Source organism: Mucilaginibacter tolerans (assembly GCF_030519375.1).
GTDB lineage: Bacteria > Bacteroidota > Bacteroidia > Sphingobacteriales > Sphingobacteriaceae > Mucilaginibacter.
Window position 1 is genome coordinate 169094 of the sequence record NZ_JAUMKB010000007.1, and the last position, 26153, is coordinate 195246.

At 40.4% G+C, this 26153-nt stretch carries 23 protein-coding genes; 11 read left to right on the top strand and 12 right to left on the bottom strand.

Going from position 1 to position 26153, the window contains the following annotated elements; translation table 11 throughout:
* Positions 1-234 precede the first annotated feature (234 nt).
* From Q3A68_RS12030 to Q3A68_RS12045, 4 genes are all read left to right on the top strand, one after another.
* Positions 235-3408: a TonB-dependent receptor gene (locus Q3A68_RS12030; protein ID WP_302901335.1), complete on the top strand. Its 3174-nt coding sequence runs from the start codon at positions 235-237 to the stop codon at positions 3406-3408.
* 208 nt (positions 3409-3616) lie between these two features.
* Entirely contained in the window at positions 3617-4429 is an 813-nt protein-coding gene (locus Q3A68_RS12035; protein WP_302901336.1) for an AraC family transcriptional regulator, read from the top strand.
* A gap of 67 nt (positions 4430-4496) precedes the next feature.
* A complete protein-coding gene (locus Q3A68_RS12040) occupies positions 4497-5945 on the top strand; it encodes an alpha/beta fold hydrolase (protein ID WP_302901337.1) in 1449 nt (482 codons plus the stop codon).
* Between the two features lies 1 nt (position 5946).
* Positions 5947-7125, top strand: a complete 1179-nt coding sequence (locus tag Q3A68_RS12045; protein ID WP_302901338.1) for an alpha/beta hydrolase-fold protein — start codon at positions 5947-5949, stop codon at positions 7123-7125.
* A 48-nt stretch (positions 7126-7173) separates the two neighbouring features.
* On the opposite strand, the gene Q3A68_RS12050 is transcribed toward Q3A68_RS12045, so the two are convergent.
* The 11 genes from Q3A68_RS12050 to Q3A68_RS12100 all read right to left on the bottom strand — a co-directional run bounded on the left by Q3A68_RS12050 (position 7174) and on the right by Q3A68_RS12100 (position 15973).
* Entirely contained in the window at positions 7174-8055 is an 882-nt protein-coding gene (locus Q3A68_RS12050; protein ID WP_302901339.1) for a cupin-like domain-containing protein, read from the bottom strand.
* A gap of 218 nt (positions 8056-8273) precedes the next feature.
* Entirely contained in the window at positions 8274-8822 is a 549-nt protein-coding gene (locus tag Q3A68_RS12055; protein ID WP_302901340.1) for a fasciclin domain-containing protein, read from the bottom strand.
* 208 nt (positions 8823-9030) lie between these two features.
* Positions 9031-10152 (bottom strand): radical SAM family heme chaperone HemW, encoded by a 1122-nt coding sequence (gene hemW / locus Q3A68_RS12060; RefSeq protein WP_302901341.1) that lies wholly within the window; start codon positions 10150-10152, stop codon positions 9031-9033.
* 56 nt (positions 10153-10208) lie between these two features.
* Positions 10209-10439 carry a hypothetical protein gene (locus Q3A68_RS12065; RefSeq protein WP_302901342.1) on the bottom strand — a complete coding sequence of 77 codons (231 nt, stop codon included), beginning with the start codon at positions 10437-10439 and terminating at the stop codon, positions 10209-10211.
* A 321-nt stretch (positions 10440-10760) separates the two neighbouring features.
* Positions 10761-11234: an HAD domain-containing protein gene (locus Q3A68_RS12070; RefSeq protein ID WP_302901343.1), complete on the bottom strand. Its 474-nt coding sequence runs from the start codon at positions 11232-11234 to the stop codon at positions 10761-10763.
* Positions 11235-11257: 23 nt separating this feature from the next.
* Positions 11258-11644, bottom strand: a complete 387-nt coding sequence (locus tag Q3A68_RS12075; RefSeq protein ID WP_302901344.1) for a hypothetical protein — start codon at positions 11642-11644, stop codon at positions 11258-11260.
* A 105-nt stretch (positions 11645-11749) separates the two neighbouring features.
* Positions 11750-12331 carry a hypothetical protein gene (locus Q3A68_RS12080; protein ID WP_302901345.1) on the bottom strand — a complete coding sequence of 194 codons (582 nt, stop codon included), beginning with the start codon at positions 12329-12331 and terminating at the stop codon, positions 11750-11752.
* A 595-nt stretch (positions 12332-12926) separates the two neighbouring features.
* Positions 12927-14099, bottom strand: coding sequence for an ATP-binding protein (locus Q3A68_RS12085; RefSeq protein WP_302901346.1), 1173 nt, complete (start codon positions 14097-14099; stop codon positions 12927-12929).
* 472 nt (positions 14100-14571) lie between these two features.
* The gene (locus tag Q3A68_RS12090) at positions 14572-14985 is read right to left on the bottom strand and encodes a type II toxin-antitoxin system VapC family toxin (RefSeq protein ID WP_302901347.1); all 414 of its coding nucleotides are present in this window, start codon (positions 14983-14985) and stop codon (positions 14572-14574) included.
* A gap of 86 nt (positions 14986-15071) precedes the next feature.
* Positions 15072-15227: a DUF6364 family protein gene (locus tag Q3A68_RS12095; RefSeq protein ID WP_302901348.1), complete on the bottom strand. Its 156-nt coding sequence runs from the start codon at positions 15225-15227 to the stop codon at positions 15072-15074.
* Positions 15228-15592: 365 nt separating this feature from the next.
* On the bottom strand, positions 15593-15973 hold the full coding sequence (locus Q3A68_RS12100) for a YrdB family protein (RefSeq protein WP_302901349.1): 381 nt from the start codon (positions 15971-15973) through the stop codon (positions 15593-15595).
* A gap of 223 nt (positions 15974-16196) precedes the next feature.
* Between Q3A68_RS12100 and Q3A68_RS12105 the strand changes: the two genes are divergently transcribed.
* The 7 genes from Q3A68_RS12105 (at position 16197) to porN (ending at position 24152) form a co-directional block, all read left to right on the top strand.
* Positions 16197-17243 (top strand): TIGR03118 family protein, encoded by a 1047-nt coding sequence (locus Q3A68_RS12105; protein ID WP_302901350.1) that lies wholly within the window; start codon positions 16197-16199, stop codon positions 17241-17243.
* A 43-nt stretch (positions 17244-17286) separates the two neighbouring features.
* Complete coding sequence (locus Q3A68_RS12110) at positions 17287-18363, top strand: DUF4271 domain-containing protein (RefSeq protein WP_302901351.1); 1077 nt, start codon at positions 17287-17289, stop codon at positions 18361-18363.
* A gap of 27 nt (positions 18364-18390) precedes the next feature.
* Positions 18391-19149, top strand: a complete 759-nt coding sequence (locus tag Q3A68_RS12115) for a uroporphyrinogen-III synthase (RefSeq protein ID WP_489671732.1) — start codon at positions 18391-18393, stop codon at positions 19147-19149.
* Positions 19150-19418: 269 nt separating this feature from the next.
* Positions 19419-20741, top strand: coding sequence for a T9SS ring complex lipoprotein PorK/GldK (gene porK / locus Q3A68_RS12120; protein ID WP_302901352.1), 1323 nt, complete (start codon positions 19419-19421; stop codon positions 20739-20741).
* A gap of 42 nt (positions 20742-20783) precedes the next feature.
* On the top strand, positions 20784-21584 hold the full coding sequence (gene porL / locus Q3A68_RS12125) for a type IX secretion system motor protein PorL/GldL (RefSeq protein WP_302901353.1): 801 nt from the start codon (positions 20784-20786) through the stop codon (positions 21582-21584).
* 45 nt (positions 21585-21629) lie between these two features.
* Positions 21630-23165, top strand: a complete 1536-nt coding sequence (porM, locus tag Q3A68_RS12130; protein WP_302901354.1) for a type IX secretion system motor protein PorM/GldM — start codon at positions 21630-21632, stop codon at positions 23163-23165.
* A gap of 24 nt (positions 23166-23189) precedes the next feature.
* A complete protein-coding gene (gene porN / locus Q3A68_RS12135; protein WP_302901355.1) occupies positions 23190-24152 on the top strand; it encodes a type IX secretion system ring subunit PorN/GldN in 963 nt (320 codons plus the stop codon).
* 130 nt (positions 24153-24282) lie between these two features.
* Here the strand turns inward: porN and uvrC are convergent, their stop codons facing one another.
* Positions 24283-26094 (bottom strand): excinuclease ABC subunit UvrC, encoded by a 1812-nt coding sequence (uvrC, locus tag Q3A68_RS12140; RefSeq protein WP_302901356.1) that lies wholly within the window; start codon positions 26092-26094, stop codon positions 24283-24285.
* Positions 26095-26153 lie beyond the last annotated feature (59 nt).

The window sequence follows — 26153 nt, forward strand, 5'->3', positions numbered from 1 at the left end:
GATTGCAAAATTAGGTTTTAATTTTTTTTCGTAACGCATGGTATTGTTATCTGTTTATTATTTCATTTTTAACTGGATTTTAATTGTTTCTATGCAATACGCTCTACTGTAAGCAGAGGTCGTTATCTGTATATTATGTTATTGTTACTTATTATTTCGCTCCCATTTTTATCGATAAACTCGTACTATTTTCGCCGCCATAATTAATGCGAAAACAATATATTAACTCACAGTATGGGCCATCAATGCTTAAAAAAAGGGACGTTTGTCCGATTTCTTGTTTTATTTCTCTCGGTTTTATTTCTCTCAAAAGAACAGTCTTTTGCTCAAGGTAGCGGATCCAGCATTAGTGGTTTTGTTTATCATGATGATAAAAAAGCAGCCGAACTTGCTACGATAACTGTAATCAACACGAATACCGGTTTTACGGCAAAAACGATTGCCGACAAGAAGGGATATTTTATTTTAAGTGAGTTGCCTGTCGGCGTGTATACCATACAGGTTAGCGAAATAAATATGGCCACACAGGTTTTGAAAGACAATACATTAAACTTCGGTGACCATTTGGTATTGCAACAAATTGTATTGACTAGTAAAAGCACTGAACTGTCGGAAGTAGTAGTAAAATCAAGCAGTTTCACCAATAGTATTGACCGACTTGGAAGAGGCACCGCCATTACAAGCCGTACCTTGCAAAAAATACCGATTGCTACCAGAAATTATACTGACTTAATGTTTCTATCCCCTTTAGCAAATGGCAGTTCACTCGCCGGCGCTAAAAGTGGAGGCACAGGCTATATGCTGGATGGCGTAAGCAACAGGCGGGCCACATTTGGCGGCGTTACAGATGGTGCATTTTCTATTTCGTCTGAAACCATACGTGAGTTTGAAATCTCGACAAACGACTATGATGTTACCTCTGGGAGAGGTTCGGGCGGACTTGTGAAGGCCATTACAAAATCGGGAACGAATACATTTTCAGGTTCTGCCTGGGCTTACTATGGAGCCAATTCGCTGGCAGCAAAAAAAGACGTATTTGGTCACCCTATTACAACAAAGTATAGCGTAAAACAAGAGGGTGTTTTATTAAGCGGGCCTATAATTAAAGACAAGTTACTGTTCTTAGTTTCTTATGATCAGTATACTAAAACTATGCCTTTCCGTGCTTATGATTTTAGTTTCGCCGGACCAACCCACGACCAGGCCGAAAAAAACTTAGGCATCACGGAAGCCAATCTTAAGCAGGTAGTGGATATAATGGAAAATCAGTTTGGATTTCCCGTTATGCAGCAATATGGCGCCATCAACATCACACAAAAAACACAGAATGCATTTGCTAAGCTTGACTGGAACATTAACAAGAAGAATTTATTAACCTTTAAATACAACTTCCTGTATTTTACTGATCCAAATAAACTTAAAAGCAACGGGTTGCTCAGCACACAATACATTGGCCATGAAATAGATAATTCGGCAATGCTTAGCCTTCGCTCCGAAATAAATACGACAACAACCAATGAGCTAAAATTACAGTACAGTACCTATCGTAAAAAATTGGGATTCGTTGGTAATCATGTGCCGGAAGGATTTGTAAACGTACAATCAACATTTGCTGATCGAAGTACCGGCACTACAACAGTAGCATTTGGAGATCAAAACTGGGTGCCCGAGAGAGACGCTTCTGATGTAATACAATTGGTAGATTATTTTCGCTATAAAAAGGGAAATATCAGCTATATATTCGGAACAGATAACAACCTCAATTTTATTTCTGACCGGTTGTCTCATGATCAGCAGGGGCAATTTTATTACAATAGTATTGCTGATATGCAAGCTAATAATCCATACCGGTTCAATAGGAAAATTCCATTGGACGGCGAGAATCCCGAAGTACACATCCCGCTGCTTGAACTGGGAGTGTTTGCACAAATGGAAACCAAGCTTCGGTCAAATGTCGACTTTAGCTTTGGTCTTCGCTGGGACGGACAGATAATTGGTAGTGCGCCTACCTATAACCCGTTACTTTATCAGGATCTGGGCGTGAATACACACGTAGTGCCCTTTGACGCAAAAAATATCCAACCGCGTTTAAATATTATCTGGGATGTGAACAGCGATGGCCGGGATATAGTGAAATTTGGTGCCGGTCTGTTTGCTTCCGAATTGACGACACAGCCGATCACCTTCTCTCATATTGATAATGGCGTTGATTTTCGCCAGGTAGACATTCGCTCAAACGTACCTGTTCCTGATTGGCAGGCATATCAAAAAGACTTTAATAAAGTACCGGGAGTTGCTTATTATAACTCACTTGGAACAAAGCAACCCGCCACCGTGCTTGTTTTGGACAAAAATTTAAAAACTCCACTTACCTTCAAAACAAGTCTGAGTTATTATCACTACTTCAACGACTGGTTACGCACTGGTGGCAACCTTTATTTTGACAATACCTGGGATAATTTTTATCTCTATGATTTAAACCTTAAACGCAATCCTGAATTTGTAACTAATGAAGGACGTGAGGTGTATGTTCCGGCTAGCACCATATCGGCAACAAATAGCAACGGCCTTCCTATCACTAACTCAAGAATATCATCAGATTTTAATCAGGTACGCTACTTTACTAATGCTAAATGGGCGTCTAAATATTGGGGCGCCGTTGCTGATATGGCTGCACAGTTTGGTAAAGGCGGCTCCGTTAGCGTATCGTACGCTTATGGTAAAGCAACAGGTACACCGCCCTATGATAGCGGCGATCCTCGTAACGCCAACTTTAGCGTAGGAAGTTCTTATTGGAACTATGCGTCTTATGGGAAGAACTGGTTAAGCGATGGCGATCAAAGGCACAAGCTGGTAGTGCTGTTTCTCAGCCCTGTGTTTCACGGTTTCAGCGTCAGCTCTTCTTTTCAGGCGTATCAAAACGGACACTATACCATTAACGTAAATAAAGATGTTATTGGTGAAGGAAACGACGGGCAAGATCTTGCGTATATTTTTGATCCGAATGACCCGAAAACTCCTGCAAACATTGCAACAGATATGAAAACGTTGCTGGGCAAAACCAGTCCCGAGTTCAGAAAATATTTGGAAAACAATTACGGGAAATTTGCAGCCTACAATGGCGGATTGCAGCCATGGAATACGCAATGGAATACAAGCGCTTCTTATGATTTAAAGATAGCAAAAACCAACAAAATAACTTTCCGTGTTGATGTTTTCAATATGTTGAACTTACTGAATTACAAATGGGGAGGTTATAATCAAATCGTTAATACCACGCTGTATAACGTGAAAGGATTTGATTCATCAACCAATTCGTATATTTATTCGGTGAATACCAATGCCGGTACTAAAGTATATACGGGCAATTATTACTCGATTCAATTTGGCGCCAGATATAGTTTTTAAATCCTGATTCCTTTATTTATAAATGAAGGTACCTGATTAATAAAGCGGCTGTCTCAACTTTTGGCAGCCGCTTTTGCTGTACAAATTGGGCGCGCAGTAATGAAGATGATGTTTCGGGTATTTGATGAAAGAATGTTTGCGCGTGGATAATAAGCGCCAATAGGAACATTCGTGTAACTATTGGTCTTTTGCCCACGTCTTATGTTCAATGGTTGAGATATTCGATAACATACGCAAGATATACACCTTTACTGATGCTTGCCCAGAGTTAGCAGAACATATCGAATTCTTCTCTGAATCATCTGTAGAGTTCACTCAAAAATATATCGGCAATTCCAACTTTTCGGTAAAGATGTTCCCGAGCTGGACACCCACTTTTTATATCAATCTTGGAGCGCCTTACCTGATCGCCGTAGGCCAGCGCCAGCACTGCATCAATGTGGATCAGGATATTCTAATCCTGCGCGATTCCATAGTTGAACGATTTAATACGCCTTCTGACAATATTTTCACCGTTAAATTTTATCCCGGCGGACTAGAAGCAGTCTTAGGCATTAGTCAGCTTAAATGCGTCAATCGGAGGGTTGATCTGGACGCTATTTTGCCTGCAAAACTTCTCAGCCAGATCAAAAAACCAATTACGTTTGCTGAGCGATGCGAATTAATGCAAGACTACCTGCTAGCCTCTTTCAAAGAGCGTCAGCAGAAAGACTATTATCTGCGTTTTGTCCGCGACTGTATCAGTAATTATGGAGTATCGGATATGCAAATGAGCATCGGCGAAATGGCCGAAAGGATGTTTGTTACCTCTAAAACCATCAATCGTTATTTTAACAGGGTGGTAGGTATTTCGCCCAAAAACTACTTCTCGGTTGTGCGTGCCCGAATTGCTTTAACATACTATGTAAATCATAAAACCGATTTTACTCCTTTCGATTTTGGTTACTACGACATGAGCCACTTTTACAAGGAGGTGGTACGGTTTACCGGCAAGAAGCTAATCGAGCATGTTGCAGCCTGAGATTGTCCGTTTTTTACTAAATTCCCTTATTGCAAAGCTGTTATTTTGCTGAAAAAGAATTGTCAAAATGAAATATCTGATATCTGTAATTGTATTTTTTATCCTATTTCAGCATGTAAGTTTTGCCCAGCAAAAAGCCTATACTCTACGAATTGAACCCTGCGAATGTGTTTTTAAAGCCGATACGAGCCTGAAAACCCGCTGCGCTTATCTGATCGTTCCTGAAAACAGGAGTAAACCTAATGGCAAAACTATCAAGCTCCCATTTATTTATGTAGAAAGCAAAAATCCAAATAAGCATAAAGACCCGGTGCTGTATACCGCAGGCGGTCCGGGGGCAAGCTCATTGCATGGGGTAACCTTTATTCATAATCGTGCTTTTATAAAGGACCGTGACTATATTGCCTTCGAGCAACGAGGCACTTACAATGCAAAGCCCTGGCTAAACTGTACCGAAGTACCTGAGGCGATCAAAGATTCTTACCGAAAGGGGCTGAACAGGGATAGCATGATATTACTTGCGGTAAAAGCCTGCCGTAAACGATTAGTAGGTGAAGGCATCGACCTGGATGCTTATAATACGATTGAGAATGCCGCAGATATAGAGGATCTTCGCCGCGTATTAAATATTGATTCCATAAACCTGGTTGGTATTTCCTATAGCGGTGGATTGATGATGACCGTAATGCGCAATTTCCCGCAGCATATCCGGTCGGTTGTTTTGGATTCAGCCCTGCCGGGATTTGTTAATTACGAGGAAGATGCTGTTTTCAGCATCAATGAGGCATTTGATAAAGTATTCAGCAATTGCGACAGGGATTCAACAGATAAGGCGAAATACGGAAATCTCCGGCAGCGATTTCATGATTACCTGAACTCGATAAGTAATAAAGCCTTCTACCTAAACTACAAGGAAAAGGGTAAACCGGATAGTATCCGCATCAAATATACCCGCGACGAACTAGTCGGTCTTTTGGTCGATAAGCTTTCATCCAACCGTGAGCTTAAAAATGTACCGTATATTATCATACAGCTGATGGCCGGGAGTCAAAAAAGTTATATGAAGGAGTATTTTGATGGGGTGTTTGGTGCAGGAACTTCTACAGATGGCATGCGATTTTCGATGTATTGCTCGGAGCAGATCAATTATGCCGATCAGAAAGTGATCGATAAACAAAATGGCATGTTCCCCTATTTTGCCGGATATCATTTTAATGATGTTGATCACCCGATATGTAATTGCTGGAATGTGAAGTCAGTCGATCCGACAGCAAAAACGCCGGTATACTCGCACCTTCCAGTATTATTGAGTTCAGGTGATACCGACCCGTATTGCAGGCCATATTATAATGATCTGATTCATCATTATATGCCGAACAGTCAACGATTGTTGTTTATCGATAAAACACATGGGCCGCTGTTGAATACCCGGGAAGGTGACGAACTGCTCGCTGCATTTTTGGCGCATCCGTTTAGCCCTGTAGTTGCAGATGGTAAAAAAGTTAAAGCTTACTGAAATGAAGAAATTGCTGCTTTTTGTATTGTTAATGGCCGGACTATCAGCCTATGCTCAAAAAGATAGCCGCATTGTTATCGGTACGGTAGATACAGTTTATTCCAAAGTTCTGAATGAAAAGCGAACTATCCGGGTACATGTTCCGGAGGGAGGTAAAAATCAACATTATCCGGTACTTTATATATTGGATGGCGAAGATCATTTTCTGTCTGCCGTGGGTATTACCGAAGAAATGAGCGGCGTAATACCTCCTATGATCGTTGTCGGAATTGATAATATGGGGTTCAATACCAGGGAACGTGATTTAACGCCGACTATCGACCCTAAAATAGCCCATTCTGGTGGAGGCGAAAATTTCATCAGTTTTATGGAGAAAGAGCTGATACCATATATTGAATCCAGATATGCTACTGCTAATTATCGTGTTTATAGCGGGCACTCGCTTGCAGGTCTAGCTGTTGTGAATGCGCTGTTCAATCATGCGGAATCGTTCAATGCCTATATAGCTCTCGATCCAAGTGTATGGTGGGACGACCAGCGGTGGATTAAAATCCAGGAACCTAAACTATCACAGCATAATTTTAAAGGCAAATCCTTATTTATAGCCATAGCTAATAATATCCCGCCGGGTTTGGATTCAGTATCGGTATTAAAGAGTAACGATCAAATGAGTTTACTTACACGCGCGGTGATCCCATTTGTGCATGCTGTACGGGACGCTAAACCAGCAGGGCTAAGATGGGCGTCAAAATTTTATCCAACTGAACGACATGGCACAGTCGAGATGATTTCGGAATATGATGCCTTGCGTTATATTTTTAACTATTACCAGTTCAGAACAAGTCAGTTTGTTGAACATCCGGAGCTGGATGAGGATTCCGTTCTCGCTGCTCATTTTCAAATGATTTCCGGAAGATTAGGCTACACGGTTTTGCCAACAGAAAATACGATAAATGAACTAGCTTATGACTGTATGGGACGACATAAAATGCCACAGGCATATAAACTATTTATTCGCAATACGCAATTATATCCAAATAGTGCGAATGCATTTGATAGTTTGGGCGATTACTATGTAGCGGCGGGTGACAAGCAAAAAGCTATCGAGGTTTTTACCAAATCATTAAGCATACAGGAAGTAGCAGACACGAGAAATAAGCTGAATGATTTGAAGAAGTAATTGGAGTAGTAGAGACGCAATGCATTGCGTCTCTACAGGGGGTAATTTTCAATAAGGTTTCCCAGCCGCCAGGGCCCTGTTCGCCCATTTAATAGCTACCTTTTCGCGGTAACGCGCATAATCGCCTTTAAAAGTCATTTTGAGAAGACTATCCACTCCGCCTTTGACAGCGAGATTGTACAGACTTGCTGCTTTCCGGGTAAGCGAGGCATCCCAAGCCCGGAGGCTTAGTGAATAAGAACCATCCAGGTATTTCATCCAATGCCAGTAACCGGTAGGCATAAACAAGGTATCGCCGTGTTCCAGGAAGGCTTCCGTGCCTTCGACACCGTTCAATGCCGGGAATTTTTCAATATCAGGGTTCAGTACGTCATAATCCTCTAAGGCATAAGTAGCATTAGGCAAACAATATAAACGGCGCTTCCATTTATTCTCGAACAAGATGACATGCTTGCGGCCGCCAAAGTGTGTATGGAAAATATGCGGAAGGTCAATGTCGTAATGCAGAAAGGTAACTGAATTCGATCCCCCGAAAAACATGGCTGGCATGCTTTCAATAAATCCGCCCATCAAATCCTTAGGCAAAACAATATCGTTTATTAATTCCGGGGCCTGTTTGAAAATATTAAAAAAGAAGATACGCAGTTCAGTCGGCTGGCTCCTGATCAGATCGATATACTCATCAAAGGGCATCTCTGCTGCACGCGCATTGATGGGTTTGGAAGGGTCGGCTTTTGAATTATCGTAGAGCGGTACCACTTTGTTGCCCACCACCTCTTTCAGGTATTCAGGTGTCCATTTCTGCCTTGCGGGCCAGTCTTTAGTTAGACCTTTAATAACTAATGGACGACGTGGCTTTAAATAATTCTCGTTAAAGTCAGCAGGACTGATCGTGTCTACGGTATCAATAGGGTGGAGGATAAAACTCATATGAATTGTCTCAAATCAATGATTAATATTAACCCTCAGGAGAGGCACCTTTTAGGCAATATTCGTCAAAGATAGCAAGATAACGATTTATGAAGATTAATATTTTCGTCATTTATACCTGCGACCAGGTTTTTACACAAAAAAGTCCGGGTGATTTACACTCAGACTTTTCAGTTTGCAGTTATCAGTTTGCAGTCGGCAAATAGTTAACCAACTGCTCAATTCGGCATCAATACCGTATTGACTACGTGGATCACACCGTTACTCTGATTAACGTCGGCGATAGTGATCCATGATTCACCACCCTTTTCATCTACAAGGTACAATTTTTTACCTTTTGCCATAGCGGTCAATTTTTCGCCCTGCACAGTAGTTAATTCTGCTTTGCCATTACCGGCTTTTACTTTGGCCCACAAATCTTCGGAGCTTAAACGACCTGACACCACGTGATAGGTCAAAATTTTGGTTAAAGTTTCTTTGTTTTCTGGTTTTACCAGGTTATCAACTGTTCCGGCAGGTAATTTATTAAAGGCTTCGTTGGTAGGGGCAAATACGGTGAATGGCCCTGCTGACTCTAAAGTTTCCACTAATCCAGCGGCTTTAACGGCGGCAACCAGAGTTGTATGGTCTTTTGAGTTTACGGCATTTTCAACAATGTTTTTCGTAGGGTACATCGCTGCGCCGCCTACCATTTTTGTTTGAGCATAGGTTTTAGAGCCGATCGCAATAGCTACCATTGCAAAGGCTGCGAAAATAATTTTTTTCATTTTTTAATAAGTTGTTTTAATTGGTAAATGATCCTGTCAGAAGAAATTTCTAATGCTGCAGCCTAAATGACAGACTCATTTAATTTTTTGATAGTAAGTTATTTGATGGAAGATACGGGGCAAAAGGAATGACGGATTTTAAACAAACCAAAATATTGTTTATTTTACTGATATACAGGTAAATATAATTTAAATAGAGATGATTGTATCAGAAAAATAGCTCCGATGCGATATGATCTGCATATAGCTTCCCTGTTTGAGTGAGATAAATGGTCTGATCTTTTTGAACAACCCATCCTCTTTCTAAAAACCCTTCCACCACTTTTAGCAGTGGTTCTGAGGCGCCCTTTGCGATTAAATTTAACTGATCTAACTTGAGACCCCATTGCGTGCGGAGCGAAGTCATAATGTACTCGTTCAGACGGTTTTCCTCAGTCAATACCTCAATTTCAGAGGGAATGGTTTTCTTATTTATAGCTTGGATATATTTGGCATTATTGGCGATGTTCCACTGTCGTTTTTCGCCATCGTAGGAGTGCGCCGAAGGACCGATACCCAGGTATTTTATTCCTTTCCAATAGTTTGTGTTGTGTCTCGAATAATGCCCTTTTTTGCAGAAATTGGATATCTCGTAATGCTCAAAACCCTGTGTTTTCATCGCCTCCATCAGTTGAATAAACTGTTGTGAGCTTTGCTCCTCGTTCATCGGCGGTTCTTTTTTGCTTTTGATGAATGATGCCAGCGCAGTACGCGGCTCAATTGTCATAGAGTAAGCTGATACATGCGTGACTTGCAGATCGAAAACTTTATCAAGGTTACGTTTCCATTTTTGATCGGTCAGCAGAGGATAGCCGTAAATCAGGTCGACTGTAATATTCTCAAATCCCGCATCCTGTGCCCGTTTTACCGATGATTCCGCTTCGTTGGAGCGATGGGCACGGTTCATCCATATCAAATCGTCATCAAAAAAAGATTGTATGCCTATGCTGAAACGATTGACAGGCGTCTGTTTTAATTCTTTCAGTTTTTTTAACGTGAGGTCGTCAGGGTTAGCTTCTAAAGTGATCTCTGCACCGGATGATACCGAATGAAGATCAGTAATGATATTGATCAGGTGATTTATTTCTTCTCCTTCCAAAAGTGAGGGCGTTCCCCCTCCAAAATAAATAGTTTCGATAGTCTCACCACTCAGAAACTCTTTTTGGAGACGAATCTCCTGGTGTAATGCTGCTAACAGGTTGGTTTTATAAACCAGAGAAGTACTGAAATGAAAATCGCAGTAATGACAGGCCTGCTTGCAAAATGGAATATGTATGTAAATGCCGGCCATCTGGGATTGATTAAATGCTAATTTAAAATATGCTTGTTACGGGGCAGTTATTATTTTTACTTAATTAATTTATAGTCTTGAGTATCTGAATACTCATCGGTCATCCATTGACAAACATATCGTTTTTCATCCCAGGAAATAACTCTAACTAATATCTGTGACGATGAAGACTTATCATTGTTTTTTAATGTTTGTTCATCGATTAGACCGAAAGTGTCTGGCGAAACGATATCCCATGTTAAGAATCGCCTTAAATCTATATTTCCTTTATTGTCAGTATAGTCCATTGAAGTTTTAGTCCTTTTAAATGTTGTTGCTGCCCCATTTGTAGAGGCAAATTGCCCGGTTTTTATATATTCAGGAACAGATACCTTGTCCGAATACGGACAATTAAACCATATGTCGGAAATATTCGCGTTTAAATCAATTGTTCGCAGTTCTAATGTTTGTAAGTCCTTGGAATTAGCAAATGTGTTTACGATATAGGAATTGACGGAATGTGTTATTTTGATTCAAATGTTTTTAGAGATAACAAAGGATTAAAGATTTTAAAAAATAAGACCCATCGAATGGGCCTTATTTTTTCATCAGTCATTTTGATTGATGAATCAATGATATTGATAGGCGCTTTTCTGCAAAATAGAAATGGCTTCATCGGCGAGGTCATCGGTAAGTCCGATAGACGGGCTAGTTAATACCAAGTTGTGTTTAATGTTTTCCGGCAAGCCATTTAACATTTTGTCGTCGTCTATAATGACAAATTCTTCATTAGGCATACGCTTTTTTGTATACCATTGTAATATTTCATCCTTACGACTTGTCAGCAAGCTGTTGGTAGTCAACCGGTGCACGCGTTTCGGATTAATTCCTCTCGATTTTAACAAGTCCTTCCACTGGGCAACTTTATATTTCGACTTATGCGAAGTCGTTAATAAAACAGATGCATTTGTTTCAGACAGGATTCGCTGAAGTGCTTTTACTGACCTTGAATTAAACATAGGAAAGCCATCTTCCATAAATTCCGGTTTTTTCCAGGAGTTCGCAGGAACTAATACACCATCTATGTCTAATAAAATCAACATGATACAAATTTACAACTAATTATTCATCTTGAAGTGATTTGCTTTACAAATTCGATTTCCAGTTTATTGTATTTCGCGTCCAATTCGTTTAGATAATCAATTTTCGCTGGAGTGTCCCAATCGTCTTCGACAAATCTCACCAAATCCCAGGAAATTGGTTCAGTTGCAGATGTCGAGTTAGTAGGTACTTTCCCTAATTTATGATTTATGGTCAAAGCGCTTAGGTATCGATGATGTCCATCAATAATTAAATTTTCACACACTTTAATCTCGTCAAATTTGATGCCATGTAACATCTTTTGACACATCCTGAAAATGATGGGAATACACAACTTAGTTTGTGTAGCCATCAATGGAATATCATGTGATGTTATAAATTCTGCTATAGATTCAGCTGTAATATCTTGCATCTTCGTTTAAATGGTGAAATCAAAAGTAATTCTTTTAGTTACCCTTCATTCGGCAAGAATCGGGAAAAGGCTTAACCTTTCGAAATTAAGGCATTAACTTGATTCTTAGGGCTCACTGTTATAGGCTACGCCCGGAATTTCTTTGCATAATCCCTGTTTTAACAGGTTTAAAGTTTCTTGAAGTTGTCCCGTATCCTTCATACTTATTTCCTTTTTATCAGGATGGTTAAGATTTACCAGAAATATTGACTTCTTATAAGTGCCATTTTCCAGTTGATTCTGATACCATATTACCCCCTTAATATTTGATAATACTAGTCCATAAAATGCTCTAGCTTTAAAGAGTATGTTTTTATCCTCAAGATCCCGTTCAGTTCCCGGTAACGAATAGTTATTTTCGCCGCTCTCAACTTTCAGTGGGCCATCTGCCGGAGAACAAATGTAAATCGAGATATTTGCGTCGCATTCATCACAATCACGCCCACTTAGAATTAGAAATGGGGCCTTATTTCCATTGGGTACTTGTCCTATATATTTTAGCTCGTATAGACTTGTTTTGAATTGTTTGCCATTTTTAAAATACAGCTTATTTCCCGTTATTTTTTCGAAATCCCAGATTTGCTTTTTGGCATCAATCTGTTGTTCAATGAGTTGTGTTCCCATTGGCTTTTGGGTATAATCTTTCATGTTAAGAGAGCAAACGCTGTAACAAACAAGGAGAATTTTATCTAAGTGAAGTATCATGAGTAATTACTTTTCAAGTTAGGCCGAAGATATGATGGTATGTTTTGTCTCGCAAGCATTGTAACTACCTATTCGAACTAGACTTCGAATCTTCTCCAGTCAGATTTTGGGAGGGGTTACAAAGGAACTTCATAATACAGGCGATGTTATATGCAGTTTGAAGTAAGCATACCATGCAGGCCAACTATGTTTGTGGATGATATTATTTAATTCCTGTTGTTGCTTATTTGTTACTTCTCGATTGTAACTATTTGTAAACCATAGCAATATTCAATTCCTGCCATTTGGGCAAAAGTAAATAAATTTTAAAGGGATGACCGAAAATCCTTTCTGAAGAGTACAGTTGGAAGGTGTTATTATAACATTACCGCTGGTTTTGTGGTGTTTTTGGCGGGATTTTTTCGAGATAATATTGGTTAAAATCGATGTTAAAATATTGTAATCGCGGTTTTTAAAACCGTTTAAGAGATGTCTTTTAAAATTAGGTTTTTTTTATTTTGTCCCGTTCTGACATGTCTTTTCTGAAAAGTAACCGAAATTAACCCGCATCTTCAGAGATATTTTGCCAGCTAAGAACGTTATACTTTGTTCTTTTTTCATTTTCGCTTCCACCATAGATCAGCGTCTTATTAACTTGTGCAGGGGCTGCAATTTCTTCAAACCGATCCATTTCTTTGAATAAGGCTGTACTTATGGTTTGCGTTGCCTTGATCTCAAAAATAGAAAAGCCTGGTCCTTTTTTCATGAGCAGATCAACCTCATGGGCGTTGCTATCCTGCCAGAAATAATAATCCAGATGAAGGTATAGATGATGGTTTTGCTTTTGGTATTCAGCCAATATCATATTTTCAAAGACGTGCCCTTTCAACCGGTTTTCTTCCAGTTCTTCAGCATTTCTTAGTCCCAATAAATGAGTAAGCAATCCCGTATCATAAAAATATAATTTAGGGCTTTTAATCAAGCGTTTGTTAAAGTTTTGATGATATGGCTGTAAAAGGAATACTATATAACTGCTTTCAAGGATCGACAGCCAGGCTTTGGCTGTGTTATGAGAGATATCACATTCGCTAGCTAAGGCACTGAAATTCAACAACTGTCCAGCGCGACCTGCACACAAACTTAAAAAGGTACGGAATAGCTTCAGGTCTCTTATGTTCATTAGTTCTGTTACATCCTTTTCTATGTATGTTTGAATATAATTGGCGTAAAAAATAGCCGGGTCAATGTCCCTGTCAAATATGGCCGGATAAAACCCCTTGATGCTTGCCTGTGTATAAGAATTTGACGACAAGCCGGGTTGTTTTAGCTCCGTAAAATCTAAAGGCAGTAATTTAAATAGGGCAACCCTACCTGCCAACGTTTGAGTTATACTGTTTAATAAATGGAAATTCTGAGAACCAGATAGTATGTATTGCCCCATTATTTTAGATTCATCAACCCTGCCTTGTATATAAGAAAACAACGCCGGTACTCGTTGCACCTCGTCGAAAATAACTTTCTGATCGTACTGATTCAAAAAACCGATGGGGTCATCCAGGGCAAACGAACGCGTGTTGGGATTCTCCAAACTGACATACTTATAGTCGCTGAAAATCTCTTTTAGCAAAGTGGTTTTACCGGATTGTCTCGGCCCTGTAACTGCTAGTACCGGAAATTTACTTTGTTGTGCTTTTATTACAGGTGCAATTTGCCTTTGAATAAATTTGCTCATAAATTATAAATTTAAACAAAATTACCAATTACTTACAATTTACATGACTTCCGATTACAAAATACATGACATGTACTTACAATTTACATAATCCTAAATCACCCTCAAGCAAGCGATAATCTATTACATAAGTCTATAGTCTCTTGTTGCTTGATCAATTAAAAGGATACAATTTGTTTTCTAAATTTGAAAGTAGCTAAAGTCGCTGCCTCATATGAAAGATGACTGATTAAATTATGCAAGTCCTTAGCCCTTTGTTACTTATTTGTCGCTTATAAATTGTAACTATTTGCAAATCAGCGGAATGTTCGACGCCGGACATCCGGCAAAAGTAAATAAATTTTAAAGGGGTGACGGAAAATCCTTTCCGAAGAGTACAGTTAGAGGTGTTATTATAACATTACCGCTTTATCACTGATTGCGGAGGTTGTTGTAAGACGCAGCAGAATAAACAATCGAGTGCGGCGATCGGTTATAAAAAATGAATCAATTCATCAGGAGGTAAAACAGTAACGCCGGCGTCTTTAAAATCCTTTATGTTCCTGGTTACAATAAAATCTAAGCTTTTGATGGAACCTGCCGCAAATATTTGGATAGCGTCTTCAAAATCTTTATGGTTTGATAAAAGGCTTTTTTTAATAATAGATAAATCAATTGAAATAATGTCAATGAAATCCAATAGAGAATATAAAACCACTCTTAGTTCTTTCTCGCCCATATATTTTTTTAATAGGTAGTGCGTCGTGGCATAAGAATGAGAAGAAGTGAATAATTTAGCTTTATGTTTTTCGGCTAAGTCGAAGATCGATACCGCAAACTTACTAAACGGGGGCCTATCGGCTAATAAATCTATGTGGATGTTTGTATCACCAAATACATTCCTCATAAGTGTTTGTTTTCAAAATAAGTATTCAATTCTTTGTTTTCATCAAAGTCGGCTGGAAGCTTAACAGAACCTATTAGTCTTTTTAGCTAAGGGGAAATCTGTCCAGTATCTTTATGCTCTTCAGTAAGTGTTTCAAGATATTTCACTATAAGTTCGGATAAACTTCTGCCCGTTTGTTTGGCGTACGACTTAGCTTTCTTAATTACGTCTTCTTTAACACTCAATGTAAGCTTTGTTGTCATGGCATGTGTCTTTATGACAGAGATACTTGGGGGAAATCAAAAAATAATTGTTTCATTGGGGTCTCAAGAGTGTTTCACGCCAGTTTGTGTTACTGTTGGCTTTGAAAACAACCTAGCGAATTGAAAATCGACCAACCAGGAGCCATACCTTGGGAAAACGATCCACATATGGGCCATGATTACAGGCCAGGCCGTAAATGATAGATACCCTGCAATCGTTTGTTGCCTATTTGTGATTTTCAGAAGGTAACTATTTGTAAATCATTGCAATATTCAATTCCGGCCATGTTTATTGTGGCGCAAAAATAAGCTAAGAGTTGAATAAATGGGCAATTTTAAGACAACTCATGCTTGCACAATGATTTTTATTTTATAAAACCGCTGTAAGGTTTATTCCTAAGCATAACCCAGGTACGATCATAAGATACAACATAATGTATTATAACGACAGCACCCATTATTAAACTTAATGTTGAATAGCCAAGATCATACAATGCCCAGCTTGCGAAGCCGAACAGGCCTAACTCCAATAATAAACGAAGGATTCCGGGAACGGCAACAGGCGCTGGTTTTGGGTCATTGGGTATACGGAATACGCCCCATAAAGTAGCTGCCGCAATGGGTAAACCTGTTGCAGCGATATATCGCGATATCCCGCTTAAATGCCAGCCCCAGCAGCCTAACGCTGTCAGCATAGCAATTTCTAATAAGAACCTTACAGTAAGATTTATGGGGTTTGTATTCATAGCGAGATTAAGGTAATATTTTCAAGTTTAAATTTTGGTTAAATCTTTTAAAAAGGCAACCATTTCATAAAACGCGCCGTGTTAAAAAAGAGCATTCCCCAATAGCTCATTTACAATCAAGTATAAAAGGGAAGGAGGTGTAGTTAGAAACAATTAAATACACTTAAAACTAAATCTCAGAAATAATTTATAAACCATAATTATATAACCAATGAAAAATCTAATGAAAATCAGAGTTCTGCTGGCAGTACTTATTGCGATCCCATGTTTCTATTCTTGTATGAAGGATCATAATCTCGGGAAAAGAATTGAAGTAGACCAGGTAAATCTTGTTTCGGACACTATCGGTTTTGGCGCCGCCAGAACTGACACCAATCTTAATAATGCCTGGGGCATCGCAGCGGCACCCGGCGGGCCCCTTTGGATATCGTCCAACCACAAAGGTGTTAGTGTTGTTTACAGTAAAACAGGTCAGACGCTAAAGGATCCGGTTACAATTCCTTCTATTGCTTTAGGACAGACTGGAGCTCCTACAGGGGTTATTTTTAATGGCACAGCAGACTTCGGAGCAAATAAATTTATTTTTGCCAGTGAAGACGGAATAGTTGCTGGGTGGAGCTCGGGAAATTCCGCCACCACTGTTGCTGACAGATCTTCATTTAATGCAGTTTACAAAGGCATTGCAATGGCTAATGATGGAACAGCCAATTTTCTTTATTTGACTAATTTTAAAGGAGGTAAAATTGACGTTTTTGACAAAAATTTTAATTACGTAACCGATAAGCCCTTTATGGATCCCGGTGTCCCTGCCGGCTTTGCACCGTTTAATATTGTAAATATTGGCGGGAAATTGTACGTTTCTTATGCGAAACTGAAAGGGCCCGATAATATGGACGATCAGGCGGGGCCGGGCAACGGGTACGTCGATATCTTTACTCCCGGTGGCATTCTCGTAAAACGCTTTGCTTCTCAAGGTAAACTCAATTCTCCATGGGGCATAGCCCTTGCCCCTGCTGGATTTGGCGATGAAAAGCAGTCGACAATTTTAATTGGCAATTTTGGCGATGGCCGGATCAATATTTTTGATCTGCAGGGACATTTTGAAGGTCAGTTGCAAAGCAAAGGGCAAGCTTTGACCATCGACGGTTTATGGGATATCGACTTTCTCGAAAATAATATGCCGGGCGGGAACTCAACCGACCCATTATTTTTTACAGCTGGTCCCAACGAAGAAGGACATGGGCTTTTTGGCTATGTCCAGAAAAAATAGTAAATGAAATAACCCCGGTTAATCTCACCCCAACCGGGATTATTTGCATAAAAATAATGATCAATTAAAGCGTGCATTTATAAAACAATCAAATATTCAGGTAACTTTGCGGCAGGATTTTGATTTGCCCCGGGAATTTCATATGCGTATTATTGCCATAGCCTTGTTGCTTTTTACTTTTCTGGCCGGTAATACTTATGCGCGACAGAATTCATCTGCTCTGCAAGGTAATGATACCTCTGCATCCGGAAGCAACCCCAACCGCCTGCCATTTCTTGATTCAGTAGCTTTGGCGATGCAGCAACGTGAACAGTTTGTTTCCGATTCGCTGGCTACTATTTATATCCGCCCGGCCGATCCGCTACGTCGCAACTTGCTTGTAGACACTTTGCTAAAAACCAATTTATATAAAGGGCATAACAATTTTCTCGATATCCCTCATGTATCCAAAAATCTGTTGAAAGAGGGGCATTCACGCAAAACCCGCGACCAGTGGGTTATTGTTACCATTATCGGTTTGTTATTATATACCGGTTTGTTAAATCGCATAATGAGTAAGGATGTCGAAAGCGTGTGGCAATCGTTCTATAGCAAACGCGTGCTCTCGCAGGTTGGGAAAGAAGAAAGCATCATTAATGCCTGGACTTTTGTAGCCCTGTTTTTGTTATTTGGGTTGATATTCGGACTATTTCTGTATCAACTGGCACAATATAAAGGCGTTTATTATAGCATTAACGGTGTGCGGCTTTTTGTGTCCTTTTCTCTAATTATCCTGATAGCGCTGGCCATTAAGTTCCTGATTGTTAAATTCCTGGGTTTTGTTTTCAATATAAACAAACTGGTTACCGAATACTTGTCAACGTTGTATCTTACTTATTTTAATATAGGCTTTGTTTTTTTGCCGGTTACAGTGTGTTTTTGCCTGTTGACAGCCGAGTTGATCAATTACATCCTATGGATTGCACTGGTTTTGGCAGTGGTGATATTTATATGGCAGTATTTGCGCAGCAGCGTGAATATCGTTTCTAATATTCTATTTCATAAGTTTTATTTAATTGTGTATCTTTGTGCCCTCGAAATTTGCCCTATTTTGATTTTGATAAAGGCGCTAAACATATAGGAATTAGATTTTTATATATTACAGATTTTGGAAGAAAGAAAGAAAAAGGTCAAAAGCATACTGGTTACCTTGCCCAAACCGGAGAATGATAAAAACCCTTATGCCGAACTGGCTAAGAAATACAATTTAAAGATCGATTTCAGGTCTTTCATTCATGTTGAGGGTGTACCGGCGAAAGATTTTCGAAAAGAAAAGATCAACTTGTCTGATTTTACAGCTGTAATTTTTACCAGCCGCAATTCAGCCGATCATTTTTTCCGTATTTGTGAAGAAATGCGTTTTGAAGTGCCTGTCGAAATGAAGTACTTCTGCCTTTCTGAAACCATCGCCTTATATCTTCAAAAGTATATCCAGTATCGTAAAAGGAAGATATTTTTTGGCAAACAAACTGCAGCCGACCTGGCTGAGGTACTAAAAAAACATTCGGGCGAGAAATTTCTTTATCCGTGTTCGGATGTTGCTGCCGAAGAAACCCAAAAATTCCTTCTGGATAACGGCTACAACTTTACACCTGCGGTACTATTCCGTACAGTATGCAGTGACTTATCTGACCTTGCTGAGGTGTTCTATGATGTGCTGGCTTTTTTTAGCCCGTCGAGTATACAATCACTTTATAAGAACTTCCCTGATTTTAAGCAAAATAACACCCGCATAGCGGCTTTTGGTGCTACTACACATAAAGCAGTGTTAGACGCTGGATTAATATTAGATATACCTGCGCCAACTCCCGGCGCCCCATCTATGACTATGGCTCTCGAGCAATACGTGAAGATGGTTAACAAATAATTTTACACATTTTTATCATAACGTCCTGCAACATTTTATAGCTGCAGGACGTATAATGCCTTGTATTAAATTAGCTGCAAGTGATAACTGGTTAATTTATAAGTTAATATGTTTTGTAGTAATAAACTATTAATTTATACTTTTGTTAGGATTAGCTTGTTGTTTTTACAACTAAAACAACATATTTGTGTTCTAATTGACTTTAACTGATTTTACATATAAAAGGGCATAATTTCGTTATTATCCAGATAACTGATTAGAAATTAAAAATGAAGCAGATATACTATTTATTAACATTTTTGGCCGGTGGAGTTATGCTGCTAAGCAGCTGTAGCAGAGGGGGCGATAGAGGTGAGGTGACCGGTGTCGCGCAAAGGTCATTCAGAGCTGAGGTCCCGTATGGCATGGTTTACATCCCCGCAGGCTCATTTTTGATGGGTCAAACAGACCAGGACGTTACATTTGCTCAAATTGCCCAAACCAAACAAGTTACTGTAAACGCATTCTTTATGGATGAAACCGAGATCACCAACTCGAAATACAGACAATTTGTAAACTGGGTTCGCGATTCTATCGCAATCACCAACTATCTTCACGACGATAAGTATTACATTAAACCCGCAAAGGGCGCAAAAGCCGCTAACGGGAAAAAATATATCAACTGGAACTACGTAAAACATTACCCTCTTTCGTTTAACGCCAGCAAAAAAGGCAATGCTGCTCACGCCGCTAAATTACAGGGAATGTACTACCAGGGTGATGATAGGGTTTTTGATAAAAACGAACTGGATGTTCGCCTGTTGAAATATAACTACGCATTATTTAAACTGCGCGACGCATCTGACTATAAGAACGACAAGACCAAAAAGAGATCAGATTTCATTTACCGCGATACTGTTCCGGTTTATCCTGATACATTGGTTTGGTTAAGTGACTTTTCATATGCTGCCAATGAGCCAATGGTTGAGAGCTATTTCTCTCACCCTGCTTACCGCAACTACCCGGTTGTGGGTGTAACCTGGCGTCAGGCAAGAGCTTTCACTGTATGGCGCACACGCTATAACGAGGCTTATAAAGAATCACGCGGCTTACCTCCAAGAGCCAGATACGAATTACCTACCGAAGCAGAGTTTGAATATGCAGCACGCGGTGGCAGGGTAGGTACAGATTACCCTTGGGGTGGCCCTTATATCAAAAATGCCAAAGGATGTCTGATGGCAAACTTCAAACCAGGTCGCGGTAACTATGCCGATGACGGTGGTGCATACACTGTAAATGTTCGCTCATATTTCCCTAACGACTATGGGCTGTATAATATGGCCGGAAACGTAGCTGAATGGACTGCTTCAGCATTCGACGAATCCGCTTCTACATTTGTTCATGATCTTGCCCCCAGTTTTGATTATGAAGCTAAACCAGGTGATCCCCCGGTGCTGAAACGTAAAGTGGTACGCGGAGGCTCATGGAAAGATGTTGGTTACTTCCTTCAAAACTCGACACGTACGTATGAATATCAGGATACTGCTAAATCATACATCGGTTTTCGCTGTGTAACACACTATTTAGGACGAGATATAAAAGACAAACACTAATTTAATTAACAACAATCATTACACTCATTATTTAAAACTATCATGGCTGGGAAGAAAAAACCTTACGGTATTACCAATATTGTATCATGGGGCGCAACCGTTGTAATCATCGGTCTACTATTTAAAATTCAGCACTGGCCTTACGGCGGTTTGTTTATATCTGCCGGGCTGACAACCGAGGCTGCACTATTCTTTCTTTTAGGTTTTCAGAGAGAAACCCAGGAAGATCATGTTGATTGGACCCGTGTTTACCCTGAACTAAGTGAAGACTATAAAGGTGAGTTGCCAAAAGCGACCGTTCGCGGTGTAGGTGGTGGATCAAATACTGCCGCATTAGATAAAATGCTCGAAGATGCCAAGATCGGTCCGGAACTGATTGGAAGCTTGGGTGAAGGATTAAGAACATTTGGCGATAAAGTGTCGAACATATCAAAAGTTGCTGATGCCGGCGCTGCTACTACTGAGTTTACCTCAAAAGTAAAAACTGCCAGTGCAAGCTATGATAAGCTGAGCTCTGCATTTGACCAGGCATCTGCAAATCTGCAGGAAATGGCAAACTCAAATGTCGACTCAAAAGCATATCATGAGCAAGTAAATAACCTGGCTAAGAACCTGTCGGCGTTAAATGCGGTTTACGAATTGGAATTACAGGATTCGAGCGCACATTTGAAATCGATGAACAAGTTCTACCATAGTATGGCTACCACCATGCAGAACTTTAACGAGTCGCTGGAAGATTCGCAACAGTTTAAGAGTGAAGTTGCACGTTTGGCTAAGAACCTGAGTTCACTGAACTCAATTTATGGCAACATGCTATCAGCCATGAGCCAGCCACGTGTATAAATAATTAACAAGAAGCTACTAATCTAAGTATAGAAATAAAGCAAAATGGCCGGAGGTAAAGAAACCCCTAGACAGCGAATGATAGGTATCCTATACCTGGTACTTTTGGGCTTGATTGCCCTGGAGGTGCCGGAGAATTTGCTGGACGCATTTAAAAATATAGGCGATAGCTTAAACGCCTCAAAAACAAACGTGAAGACGGGTATTGACAATTCCTTCACCACTTTTGAAAAGACAAAGCTTAAGGATGAGCCCGAAAGAGCTAAAGATCCTTATGCAAGAGCTCAAAAAGCAAAACAGCTTGCTGACGACCTGGATAATTACATTGAATCATTAAAAACAACTTTGGTTAAAGAATCAGGTGGTATGAGTCAGGCGACTGGAGATTATGCAGGCCGTGAAGGGATGGACTTTGCTGTTGACCTGATGGTTGACAGACGCAAGAATGGCTACGCTCTGCATAAAAAGATCGATTCCACCCGCAAAGCGCTTTTGGAATTATTCAAAGACCCAAGAGATACCGTGGGAATGAATTTATCATTACGTGCTACTCCACCACGGCCAAGAGCGGGCTTCCCAACCAAAGACTGGGAACAAGCTAACTTTGGCGAAGGTATCCCTATGGGTGCCGCTATGACTTCATTGATCAAAATACAATCGGATGTTAAAAACTCCGAAAATGAGGTTGTAAAGAAGTTATTAGGGAAAGTGGATCAGGCAGTGGTTAACCTGGATAAATTCCAGGCAGTGGCTGTAGCGCCAACAAGTTATGTATTAGTTGGACAACCATATACTGCACAAGTATTCTTAACGGCATCTGATTCACATTCAAATCCTGATATTACCGTGGAAGGTTCTAAGCTACCTACACAAGAGGGCGTTGGTAAATACACAGGTGGAACAGGCAGCGAAGGCATGCATACCTGGGTTGGTACCATTAAGGTTAAACAAACCGATGGTTCGTTTAAGGAATATAAAACAGCTCCACAAACTTACCAGGTAGCCCGTCCATCAGCGGTGGTATCGCCAGATAAAATGAACGTATTGTTCATTGGTGTACAAAACCCGGTATCAGTTTCGGCACCAGGTGTTCCAAAAGAAAAACTGCATGTGAGCATATCAAATGGTTCATTGAGCGGGTCAAATGGAAAATATGAAGCGACTGTAAGCGCGCCAGGTGAGGCAACTATTACAGTTTCCGGTGAGCTTGGTGGCAAAACTCAGGTATTAGGTTCAACCATGTTCAGGATAAAACGTATACCTGACCCGAAACCACAGTTTGCCGGCAAGAGCAGCGGTGCAACCAGCGCTGCTAACTTGAAGGCGCAGGACAGGTTATTTGCTAAATTAGAGAACTTTTATTTCGATCTTAAATTCGATGTGACTAGATTTACTATGTATATTATGAAACCACGTCAGGATGCGATCATTTTAAACAGCTCGAGCAGTGAATTAACACCGCAAATGAAGCAAGCCTTAGGCACTATTGGGCCTGGTACAAAAGTGGTATTCAGTAACATTATAGCAACGGGCCCTGGCGGTCAGCGCGGATTGGACGATATTATATTAAGTGCAAATTAATAGCATTAAGAAATAATTATTGCGATGAAAAAGAAGATTTTGGTAATTGTACTGTGCCTGGCATGTGTGGCGGGATATGCGCAGAAGCGCAAAAAGAAAACTGCAGCCAAGAAACCTGCAACGACTACGCAGACCGCAGCTTCAAATGCAGGCACGCAAGCTGCTGTTGATACTACCAAGCAACAGGTAGCAAGCAGCAAACCTGGCAAACCATTTGACAGGCCGCTCGATGGTTATTATAAAAAAACCAACATCCTGAGCGCTAAGGTTACTCCGTATCCCAATCTGCGCGAATCGGACGTAGCCTACTCTAAACGTGTATGGCGCGAGATTGACACCCGCGAGAAAATGAACCAATTTCTTTCATCGCCAAAAAGACGCCTGATCGATGTGTTTATGGATGCTATTCAAGCTGGTGAGCTAACTGCATATGATGCTACTCCCGGTCAAAAAGACGATGTTAACGGTGACGAATTTTCAAGACCATTGACTGCTGCACAGGCCAGAAACAAAATGGCAGACAGCGTAGTGGTAGATAAATTTGATAAAAACGGCGATAAAATAGGGTCTACTTTAAAGGCCGGTGAGTTTAATCCGGATAGTTTAGTAAAGTTCCGTATCAAAGAAGATTGGATTTTCGACAGGCAGCGTTCTATTTTTGAACCACGTATTGTAGGTATAGCACCGATGATCAGGATTAAAGTTGGCGGTGTTGAGGGTGATTATCAGCCTGCTTTCTGGATCTATTTTCCTGATGCACGCCAGATCCTTGCGACGAAAGAGGCTGTTAGCAGAAGCAGCGACGCGACGGGCTTAAGCTTTGACGACGTATTCATGAAAAGGATATTTACCAGCTATATCGTAAAGGTATCTAACGATAAGGACGAACGTATCAAAGATTACGCTCAGGGAATCGACAAGCTTTACGAAGCCGAGCGTGTAAAGAAACAATTAATGGACTGGGAGCTTAACCTGTGGTCGTACTAGTTAAATCGTAAGTCTGAAGTTATAAGGAAAAAGTCTTGGGTTCATGCCCGGGACTTTTTTTGTTTGCGGGATCAAGTGAGCGCCTCAGCATCACAGTTTTGGCACTAAGGTATTTATTATATGATTAAAGCTAAGTACTTATCGCCTTCTCGCGGAAATAACTCAGAATCGCGTTCGCCTGCTTGTAATTTACTACTTCCTGTAATTCGTCAGTTGTTGCTTCGCGTATCTTTTTTACCGATTTAAAGTATTTCAAAAGCTTTTCAGCAGAGGTTTTGCCAATGCCTTCAATCAGTTCCAGCTCAGTAGCCAGGGTGCCTTTATCGCGCTTTTTGCGGTGGAAGGTAATGCCGAAACGATGGGCTTCATCGCGCAATTGCTGGATAATCTTTAAAGTTTCCGATTTTTTATCGAGGTATAGCGGATATTGATCACCGGGGTAATACAATTCTTCCAAACGTTTAGCTATGCCAATGACGGTCACCTGTTTATCGATGCCTAATAACTTAAGGCTCTTTAACGCGGCTGACAACTGACCTTTGCCCCCGTCAATAACAATGAGCTGAGGTAATTCCGTCCCTTCATCCAGCATACGGCGATAGCGACGGTGTACTGCCTCTTCCATCGTAGCAAAGTCATTCGGACCCTCCACTGTTTTCACATTAAAATGCCGATAATCTTTTTTGGAAGGCTTTGCATCTTTAAATACCACAATAGCCGAAACGGGGTACTTGCCCTGGAAGTTGGAGTTATCAAAACACTCGATATGACGCGGCAGCTGGTTCATGCGCAGATCTTTCATCATCTGTGTCAGTAAACGCTCTGCTCGGACCTCAGGGTTTAGTTTTTCATACTGATCGATCTTTTCTTTCTTAAAGAACTGCACATTCTTATGCGACAGATCGAGCAGCTTCTTTTTTTCGCCCAGCTTCGGTACAGTAAACTTTATCGACGGATCATCAATATGGATATCAAAAGGTACAATTATCTCTTTAGAATGGCTGTCATATCTTGATCTGAATTCCGAAATAGCTAATGATAGCAATTCTTCCTCGTCTTCATCCAGCCGCTTCTTTAATTCAATGGTTTGTGTTTGGATGATGGTGCCATTCATCACTTTCAGGAAGTTCACGAATGCATATTTCTCATCCGAAGCGATATTAAACACGTCTACATCCGTAATAGATGAATTAACCACGGTTGACTTGCTCTGATAATTTTCCAGCAGATCGAATTTTCTTTTCAGCCGGTGGGCTAGCTCAAAGTTCAGGTCAGAAGCAGCCTTGTCTATATCTGACTTAAGACCGCGCAATACAGCACCGATTTTACCATTCAATATGTCTGTTATCTCTCCGATATTATGATCATAATCGTCTTCGGTCTGAAAATTCTGGCAGGGGCCCTTGCAGTTACCCAACTGGTATTCAAGGCACACCTTAAATTTACCGGCATCAATATTTTGTCTTGTTAATGCCAGGTTGCAGGTACGTAGTGGATAGGTTTCTTTGATCAGATCGAGTATGGCGTGCATCATACTTATAGATGCATACGGTCCCAGGTATTTTGAGCCGTCGCGAACGATCCGGCGCGTCCAGAAAATACGTGGAAAGTTTTCGTTTTTAATGATGATCCATGGATAAGTCTTATCATCCTTTAGCAGCACATTATACCGGGGCTGATGCTTTTTGATCATGGCATTTTCCAGCAGCCATGCATCTACTTCGGAATCAACAATGGTAAAAGTGATATTGCGGATCTTTGATACCAAAACCCTTGTCTTGGCATTTACATTCAGATCCTTGTTAAAGTAGGAGTTGACGCGGTTGCGCAGGTCTTTGGCTTTACCGATGTATATCAATTCGTTTTCTGAGTCCCAATATTGATATACGCCCGGTTTATGAGGTATTTTTTTTAACGCCGCCCTATAATCAAACTTCTCCATAGTCTTGTGAGTGGTGAGTGGTGAGAAGTGAATGTTCAGTAGTCGATAATGAATAATCC

Coding starts and splice junctions, on each gene's coding strand:
- Q3A68_RS12030 (WP_302901335.1), top strand. CDS start 235: ATGGGCCATCAATGCTTAAAAAAAGGGACGTTTGTCCGATTTCTTGTT.
- Q3A68_RS12035 (WP_302901336.1), top strand. CDS start 3,617: ATGGTTGAGATATTCGATAACATACGCAAGATATACACCTTTACTGAT.
- Q3A68_RS12040 (WP_302901337.1), top strand. CDS start 4,497: ATGAAATATCTGATATCTGTAATTGTATTTTTTATCCTATTTCAGCAT.
- Q3A68_RS12045 (WP_302901338.1), top strand. CDS start 5,947: ATGAAGAAATTGCTGCTTTTTGTATTGTTAATGGCCGGACTATCAGCC.
- Q3A68_RS12050 (WP_302901339.1), bottom strand. CDS start 8,055: ATGAGTTTTATCCTCCACCCTATTGATACCGTAGACACGATCAGTCCT.
- Q3A68_RS12055 (WP_302901340.1), bottom strand. CDS start 8,822: ATGAAAAAAATTATTTTCGCAGCCTTTGCAATGGTAGCTATTGCGATC.
- hemW (WP_302901341.1), bottom strand. CDS start 10,152: ATGGCCGGCATTTACATACATATTCCATTTTGCAAGCAGGCCTGTCAT.
- Q3A68_RS12065 (WP_302901342.1), bottom strand. CDS start 10,439: ATGGACTATACTGACAATAAAGGAAATATAGATTTAAGGCGATTCTTA.
- Q3A68_RS12070 (WP_302901343.1), bottom strand. CDS start 11,234: ATGTTGATTTTATTAGACATAGATGGTGTATTAGTTCCTGCGAACTCC.
- Q3A68_RS12075 (WP_302901344.1), bottom strand. CDS start 11,644: ATGCAAGATATTACAGCTGAATCTATAGCAGAATTTATAACATCACAT.
- Q3A68_RS12080 (WP_302901345.1), bottom strand. CDS start 12,331: ATGAAAGATTATACCCAAAAGCCAATGGGAACACAACTCATTGAACAA.
- Q3A68_RS12085 (WP_302901346.1), bottom strand. CDS start 14,099: ATGAGCAAATTTATTCAAAGGCAAATTGCACCTGTAATAAAAGCACAA.
- Q3A68_RS12090 (WP_302901347.1), bottom strand. CDS start 14,985: ATGAGGAATGTATTTGGTGATACAAACATCCACATAGATTTATTAGCC.
- Q3A68_RS12095 (WP_302901348.1), bottom strand. CDS start 15,227: ATGACAACAAAGCTTACATTGAGTGTTAAAGAAGACGTAATTAAGAAA.
- Q3A68_RS12100 (WP_302901349.1), bottom strand. CDS start 15,973: ATGAATACAAACCCCATAAATCTTACTGTAAGGTTCTTATTAGAAATT.
- Q3A68_RS12105 (WP_302901350.1), top strand. CDS start 16,197: ATGAAAATCAGAGTTCTGCTGGCAGTACTTATTGCGATCCCATGTTTC.
- porK (WP_302901352.1), top strand. CDS start 19,419: ATGAAGCAGATATACTATTTATTAACATTTTTGGCCGGTGGAGTTATG.
- porL (WP_302901353.1), top strand. CDS start 20,784: ATGGCTGGGAAGAAAAAACCTTACGGTATTACCAATATTGTATCATGG.
- porM (WP_302901354.1), top strand. CDS start 21,630: ATGGCCGGAGGTAAAGAAACCCCTAGACAGCGAATGATAGGTATCCTA.
- porN (WP_302901355.1), top strand. CDS start 23,190: ATGAAAAAGAAGATTTTGGTAATTGTACTGTGCCTGGCATGTGTGGCG.
- uvrC (WP_302901356.1), bottom strand. CDS start 26,094: ATGGAGAAGTTTGATTATAGGGCGGCGTTAAAAAAAATACCTCATAAA.